The sequence below is a fragment of the Microcystis sp. M49636_WE2 genome (assembly GCF_030065375.1).
Taxonomy (GTDB): domain Bacteria; phylum Cyanobacteriota; class Cyanobacteriia; order Cyanobacteriales; family Microcystaceae; genus Microcystis; species Microcystis aeruginosa_C.
Genome location: NZ_JASJFG010000255.1, coordinates 1 through 6711 on the forward strand (window position 1 = coordinate 1; position 6711 = coordinate 6711).

The 6711-nt window shown below is 41.6% G+C and carries 6 protein-coding genes; 5 read left to right on the forward strand and 1 reads right to left on the reverse strand.

Annotated elements, in window-relative coordinates:
* The 5 genes from gltX to PX484_RS06165 form a co-directional block, all read left to right on the forward strand.
* Window positions 1–1302: glutamate--tRNA ligase (gltX, locus tag PX484_RS06145; RefSeq protein WP_288103161.1), on the forward strand; the 1302-nt coding region annotated here is incomplete at its 5' end.
* A gap of 252 nt (window positions 1303–1554) precedes the next feature.
* The gene (locus tag PX484_RS06150) at window positions 1555–2637 is read left to right on the forward strand and encodes an ATP-dependent 6-phosphofructokinase (RefSeq protein WP_002801066.1); all 1083 of its coding nucleotides are present in this window, start codon (window positions 1555–1557) and stop codon (window positions 2635–2637) included.
* Between the two features lie 130 nt (window positions 2638–2767).
* Entirely contained in the window at window positions 2768–4180 is a 1413-nt protein-coding gene (locus PX484_RS06155) for a DNA methyltransferase (RefSeq protein ID WP_287765127.1), read from the forward strand.
* On the forward strand, window positions 4153–5151 hold the full coding sequence (locus PX484_RS06160) for a type II restriction endonuclease (RefSeq protein ID WP_287688586.1): 999 nt from the start codon (window positions 4153–4155) through the stop codon (window positions 5149–5151). Before PX484_RS06155 ends, PX484_RS06160 begins: the two co-directional genes overlap by 28 nt.
* A 240-nt stretch (window positions 5152–5391) precedes the next feature.
* Window positions 5392–5760, forward strand: coding sequence for a SpoIIAA family protein (locus tag PX484_RS06165; RefSeq protein WP_002801062.1), 369 nt, complete (start codon window positions 5392–5394; stop codon window positions 5758–5760).
* Between the two features lie 342 nt (window positions 5761–6102).
* Here PX484_RS06165 and PX484_RS06170 read toward each other — a convergent pair.
* Window positions 6103–6711: DUF1517 domain-containing protein (locus PX484_RS06170; RefSeq protein WP_288103164.1), on the reverse strand; the 609-nt coding region annotated here is incomplete at its 5' end.

Below are 6711 nucleotides of genomic sequence, written 5' to 3' on the forward strand. Positions count from 1 at the left end.
CGTTCTCGACCAGAATATACGGAAAATATTCAAGCGGGCCTACAATGGTTAGGACTGAATTGGGATGAAGGTCCTTTTTTTCAAACTCAACGCCTTAATTATTATCGTCAAGCCATTCAAACCCTGCTCGATCGAGGTTTAGCCTATCGTTGTTATTGTACCCCGGAAGAATTGGAAAAAATGCGGGAAGAACAAAAAGCCCGCAATCTTGCCCCCCGTTACGATAATCGTCATCGTTATCTCACCCCCGAACAACAAGCTCAATTCGAGCAAGGGGGGAGAAAAGCAGTAATTCGTTTTATTATTGACGATGATCGAGAAATTATTTGGCAGGATTTAATCCGGGAAAAAGTTATCTGGAAAGGTAGTGATTTAGGTGGCGATATGGTGATCGCTCGTACCTCGGAAAATGGGGAGGAACAATTCGGTCAGCCTCTCTATAATTTAGCGGTAGTTGTTGATGATATCGATATGGAAATTACCCATGTTATTCGTGGGGAAGATCACATCGCTAATACGGCTAAACAAATTCTTTTATACGAAGCTTTAGGGGCAAAAGTGCCGGAGTTTGCCCACAGTCCTTTGATCTTAAATCAGGAGGGTCGCAAGTTATCTAAACGGGATGGAGTCACTTCGATCGATGATTTCCGAAAACTGGGTTTTCTGCCGCAAGCTTTGGTTAATTACATGACTCTACTGGGTTGGACTCCTCCCGATTCCACTGAAGAAATTTTTACCCTTGAAACGGCCGCAGAAGTGTTTAGTTTAGAACGGGTAAATAAAGCGGGGGCAAAATTTGACTGGACTAAACTGGATTGGATTAATAGTCAATATCTCCATCGTTTAACCGGTGAGGAATTAGTGCCTTTACTTCTCCCATACTGGCAAGAAGCAGGGTATAATTTTGATGCTGAAACCGATCGAGCTTGGTTGATCGGTTTGGCTACTCTCATCGGTCCGAGTTTAACTCGTTTAAGCGATGCTGTCGCTGAAAGTCGCTTACTTTTAACCCCTCTGGCTAATTATAATCAGGAGGCTTTAAGTCAATTACAATTAGAGGGAGTTAAGGATATTATCAAGGATATTCTCGCCGCTATTACTCCCGATTTGACTGGAGAAGTTGCCAAGGGAATTGTGGAGACCACAACTAAAGCCCATCGGGTTAAAAAAGGTCTAGTAATGAAGTCTCTGCGGGCCGCTTTGATGGGGGAGTTACACGGTCCTGATTTAATGCAGTCTTGGCTACTTCTCAATCAAAAAGGTTGGGATCTATCCCGTCTTCAGCAAGCAGTAAATAGTTAAATTGATTGGCTATCAGTTATCAGAAAATTTCTCGTATATTAGGGTTGACAAATGCCCTAATATTGTTATATACTTTTTAGTATAATGGGAATCCGTGTCGCCCTGCATACCCTGCTCGTGATCGATTACTGAGGGGATGGGGGTGAATTTTTCCCCTAGCTGTCAGGGACGATCTAGAAACTTTCTTAATTTTTAGGCATTATCCGCAACTTTTCCCTAAATATAGATTTGTTAATCTCCTGACAAAAACCTATGGGTGAAAAAAAACGAATTGGACTTCTCACCAGTGGCGGTGACTGTGCGGGTTTAAATGCCGCCATTCGTGCCGTTGTCCACCATGCCAGTGGCAATTATGGCTGGGAAGTGGTGGGTATTCGAGAAGCAACGAACGGATTAGTTAGCCGTCCCCCCAAAACCACTATCTTTGATATTGAAGGAGTCGATCGCCTGTTGGTGATGGGAGGAACAATTCTCGGTACTACCAATAAGGGGGATCCCTTCGCTTTCCCGATGCCCGATGGAACCTTGATCGATCGCTCTCAGGACATCATCGACGGCTATCATAGTCTGGGACTGGATGCCCTGATCGGCATCGGTGGCGATGGTAGTCTGGCGATTTTGCGCCGTATTGCCCAACAGGGAGGCATTAATCTGATTGGTATCCCCAAAACCATCGATAATGATGTGGGAGCTACAGAAGTCTCCATCGGCTTCGATACAGCTACTAATATTGCCACAGAAGCCCTCGATCGCCTCCATTTTACCGCCGCTAGTCATAACCGGGTGATGATTCTAGAAGTTATGGGTAGAGATGCCGGCCATATCGCCCTGGCTGCCGGTATTGCGGGGGGGGCCGATATCATTCTCATTCCCGAAATTCCCTACCGATTAGAGAAGATCTGCGAGAAGATCCGGCAACGGCAGCGTATGGATAAACAGTTTTCTCTGATTATTGTCTCCGAGGCCGTGCGTACCGAAACCGGCAATCGCCTAGTGCAAAAGGAAGCCCTAGGAGAAGATCGTCTCGGGGGTATCGGTCGCTATTTAGCCGAAGAAGTTGCTAGGGAAACTGGGGCCGAAACGAGAGTGACTTTCCTGGGCCATATTCAACGGGGGGGTATTCCTTCTCCGATGGATCGCTTACTGGGGGCGGCTTTTGGCGTAGCGGCCGTGGATCTGATCGCTCGGGGAGAATTCGATCGCATGGTGGCCTGGCAAAATCGGCAAGTGGTCAGTGTTCCCATTGAGGAGGCGATTAAAACCTATCGCGTCGTCGATCCCGAAGAAACTTTAGTCAAAACCGCCAGGGGTTTGGGTATTTGTCTAGGGGATTGAGATTAAATCTAGGGGAATCGGTGCGAGAATTAATTCTTAAGTATCGCCCTTTCCCCACCGATTAAAATTACCCCTCAAATAAAGATAAATTTTGATAATTATTTTTCGGCAATTTTGCCAGTAAACCTAAATGATTAATAGTTCGGTTAATGTAGCAGAAAGATTGTTAGAAATCAACAATCTTGATCGAGAATTATTTAATTATTTTCAAGACAAATTACTTGATTCTGAGCAATTATCTCGTACCCTAGTCAGTTTTCAAGGTAATAAGAACCAACCAGTTTATCGCTGGTATAAATATAAAGAGGGTTTTTCCGTTGATCTGATAGTTTATCTTCTAGAAAAATATGGTATCAAACAAGGAAAAATACTAGACCCTTTTGCGGGCAGCGGAACAACTTTATTTGCGGCGGCGGCCAGGGGTTTATCAGCAGATGGAATAGAACTATTGCCGATTGGACAAGAATTAATTATTACTAGACAAATTTTAGAAAATGGCTTAAATAGTGATGATATACATCGTCTAGAGTATTGGTCTAACCATAGCCTTTGGCAACAGGTAGATGACAAAGTTAAGTTATTAGAATTACCAATTACTCAAGGAGCATATCCCCAAGAAAATCAGGCTTGTATAGAAAGTTACTTAGGGTTGATTGCCCAAGAGAATGAGCGAGTGCAAGCGATCTTAAAATTTGCCTTACTTTCTATTCTCGAATCAATTAGCTATACTAGAAAAGATGGTCAATACCTCCGTTGGGATTATCGTTCTGGTAAACAACAGGGTAAAAATATATTTGACAAAGGAAAAATTTTAGACTTTAAAATTGCCCTACATAGCAAGTTACGAGAAATTCTCGCAGATTTAGAGCCTAGTCAGCAACAATTGGAACTTTTTTCTAGAGATTATCCTCGGGGAAAAATTCAACTATATCAAGGTTCTTGTCTTGAGATTTTGCCAGAGATTTCGTCAGAAAAATACGATTCTATTATTACTTCTCCTCCTTATTGTAATCGCTATGATTATACTCGTATCTACGCTTTGGAATTGGCTCTATTGGGAATAGATCAACTACAATTAAAACAATTACGTCAACAAATGCTTAGTTGCACTGTTGAAAATAAACCCAAAGAGTTACTAAAAATCAATGAACATTGGTCGCCAGCCATTGCCATAACTGATCGTCAAAAATTATTAGAAAGTATCCTAGGTTGTTTAGAGGAATTAAAATCAAGCAAGGCCTTAAATAACCATGGTATTCCTCGGATGATTAGGGGGTATTTTCTGGAAATGTCTTGTCTAATTTATGAATGCTTTCGGGTTATGAAATCCTCGGGTATTTTCTGTATGATTAATGATAACGTGCGCTATGCGGGAGCTAGTATTTCTGTAGATTTAATTTTGTCAAAAATTGCTGAAGAAATTGGATTTAAAGTAGAAAATATTTTAGTAGTTCCTCAGGGAAAAGGTAATAGTAGTCAGCAAATGGGATGTCATGGTAGAGAATCTTTAAGAAAATGTATTTATGTGTGGAGAAAGCCTTAATGGAAAAACCCTATCTCTTGCATTTAAACCAAAGTTGTGATTTGGAGACTACCTATGAAGCTATCCGTTCAGGATTTATTGCTCTAGCCTTAGAAAAAAATCAGAGAGCTACTCCTTTAATTGCAGAAGCAAGAACCTTAAAAATTATTGCACAAACCGTAAACAATCCTAGAGATTTACTAAACATCCCAGATATTCAAGCGGCTTTATTAACTGCATCGGGAATTTCTGATAAATCTAAAAATTATTTACATCCCCAAGACAAGGTAGAAGCAATTCAAGAATTAATTGTCAATTTTCTGGAACCTGCGGGGACTAATTTTGTCGAGGAGTTAGTCTATAGATTTCTATTGATTCGGGGTGACACTTTAGGAGGAATCATGAGAAACGCGGGTGGCTCCTTAGCTCAAAGTAAATTTACTCGTTCTCTATTAGCAACTTTAAGAGTAGCAGGAATTGCTTATGATTGGCTCAATTCTAGTAATAATCAATGGAGAGAAGCTGAAGAAATGACACCTAATCTAGAAATCTTGGTTAGAGGTGTTAGCTGGTTAAATAACAGCCAACCAAGAACAATAATTTATAATGTCAATGTTCCCATTGTTAATAACAGCAATATTCATTTGTGTCTTTTAAAATGTGATTCGACGCAATTAGCTAATCAAAAAAACAAAAAACAAACCTTACAATCTCCTGATTTATACATTGCTTTGGGAGAATTGAAAGGTGGGATTGATCCCGCGGGAGCAGATGAACATTGGAAAACTGCTCGTACTGCTTTGCAGAGAATTGATGATGCTTTTAGAAAAATATCTAAGCATCCTTATACTTTTTTTATCGGCGCTGCTATTGAAACAAAAATGGCCAGGGAAATTTATCAGCAATTAGAGACGAAAAAACTCACCAATGCCGCTAACTTAACCAATGATAATCAACTGGTTTCAATTATGCGTTGGCTATGCCATCTTTAACCTAGTTAATATCTAGAAAATTACCAGTCAAATAAAGTCCAGTTGGGTTGGTTAGCAACGCATAAACCACCCAATTCTGATTGGATGGCAAGAAGAATTAACCAGCCTAATCTTTGTGTCTTTGTGTCTTTGTGTCTTTGTGGTTATTTTCTGCGATCGCTTGTTAATTTTCCCTCAATCTTGGTCCCATTATTTGTGATAGTATATAGTTAGACTTCGACCATTTGGGAGAGGCAAACTATGATAGAGTATAATTTAGATGCCGCGCATAGCATTCTCTATATGCAACCTAAATCTGCACTTGCGGCGGAAGATTTCATCAAGATTGCGGAGGCAGTGGACCCCCACATTGAGGCCACTGGTGGCCTTGCTGGCGTAATCATCGAAGTTCCCACGTTCACTGGTTGGGAGAGTTTTGGTGCCTTGGTCGCTCATTTCCGGCTGATACGCGACCATCACAAGTACGTCAGTAAAGTTGCAGTGGTGACTGATTCCACTCTGGTTAAACTGATTGAAAGTCTGGCTTCCCACTTTGTCGCGGCTGAAGTCAGGCAGTTTCCTTGGGGGGAAACCGAGGTAGCGACTCAATGGATCTTGGGCGGCTCCTGATTCCCTTACAGTACAATGGACATTTCCAGAAATTAACCTCAATCTAGCCCGAATTTTGGAGATGTCTAATACACGGTTGGATCGATAGAGAAAGAATCCGAGTCATGAAATAGAAGGTAAAATACTGGTCTTATACCAAATCCGTTTTTAATAGTATGATTAACTCCCAAGTTATCAGGATTTAGGCATAATCGGTGGAGTTTTTGGGTTTCGTTGCGAGGGACTAACCGACAAAACTCACCCCATCACCAGCCAATTGACTTTTTGCCGCAAACCCTAATCAAAAAATCTCCCCGTAATAAGGGAGATTTTAGCTAATATCTAGAGTTATTACCCGAAAAATTACACTAATTTCAGATCGGGATAATTAGCGAGAATGTCATCTTGACTGAGAACATCACCCTCGCTTTGGGGGGTCCAAATCACTTCTACTGCTAAAAGTCGATCGCCTCCCATACTACCAATTTGTTGCAGGGCCTGTTTCAAGTCTTGGGAATCATTAATTTTGGGTAGAGAAAATTTACCAACAATGCCGGCTAAAATAGTCACCAAAATATAGCCTTCCGGTGCGGTTTTAGCTAATTCTCCGGCCGATTCGGGTAAAATATTTTCTGTAGAACCTTGACGCAGTTGATTATTGTAATTAGTTAAGGTTTCCGCCGTTAGTTTACCGCGTTCGTTGAGGGACCACTGATTAAACTTCGCTTCTGCACTGCTGAGGCTGGTTTGTTGGCAATCGACGTTACCATAAACCCAGTATTCCGGATGACGTAACAGGGCGAGGGCCGATTCTTGTAAGACTTCGACTCGTCCCTCGGAGGTGCTAGTATCGACAGTTAGGGCGATTTGATTTAATTCTTGTTGCAGATAACGGGCATTAGCCAACAAACCCACCTGTACTTTAGCCACGGAGACGGTTTCATAACCGGATTCTATCGTCATACCATTCTC

Bases quoted from the DNA above. Each gene is read 5' to 3' on its own strand.
- PX484_RS06160 (WP_287688586.1), top strand. From the start codon at position 4,153: ATGTATTTATGTGTGGAGAAAGCCTTAATGGAAAAACCCTATCTCTTG.
- PX484_RS06165 (WP_002801062.1), top strand. From the start codon at position 5,392: ATGATAGAGTATAATTTAGATGCCGCGCATAGCATTCTCTATATGCAA.
- PX484_RS06155 (WP_287765127.1), top strand. From the start codon at position 2,768: ATGATTAATAGTTCGGTTAATGTAGCAGAAAGATTGTTAGAAATCAAC.
- PX484_RS06150 (WP_002801066.1), top strand. From the start codon at position 1,555: ATGGGTGAAAAAAAACGAATTGGACTTCTCACCAGTGGCGGTGACTGT.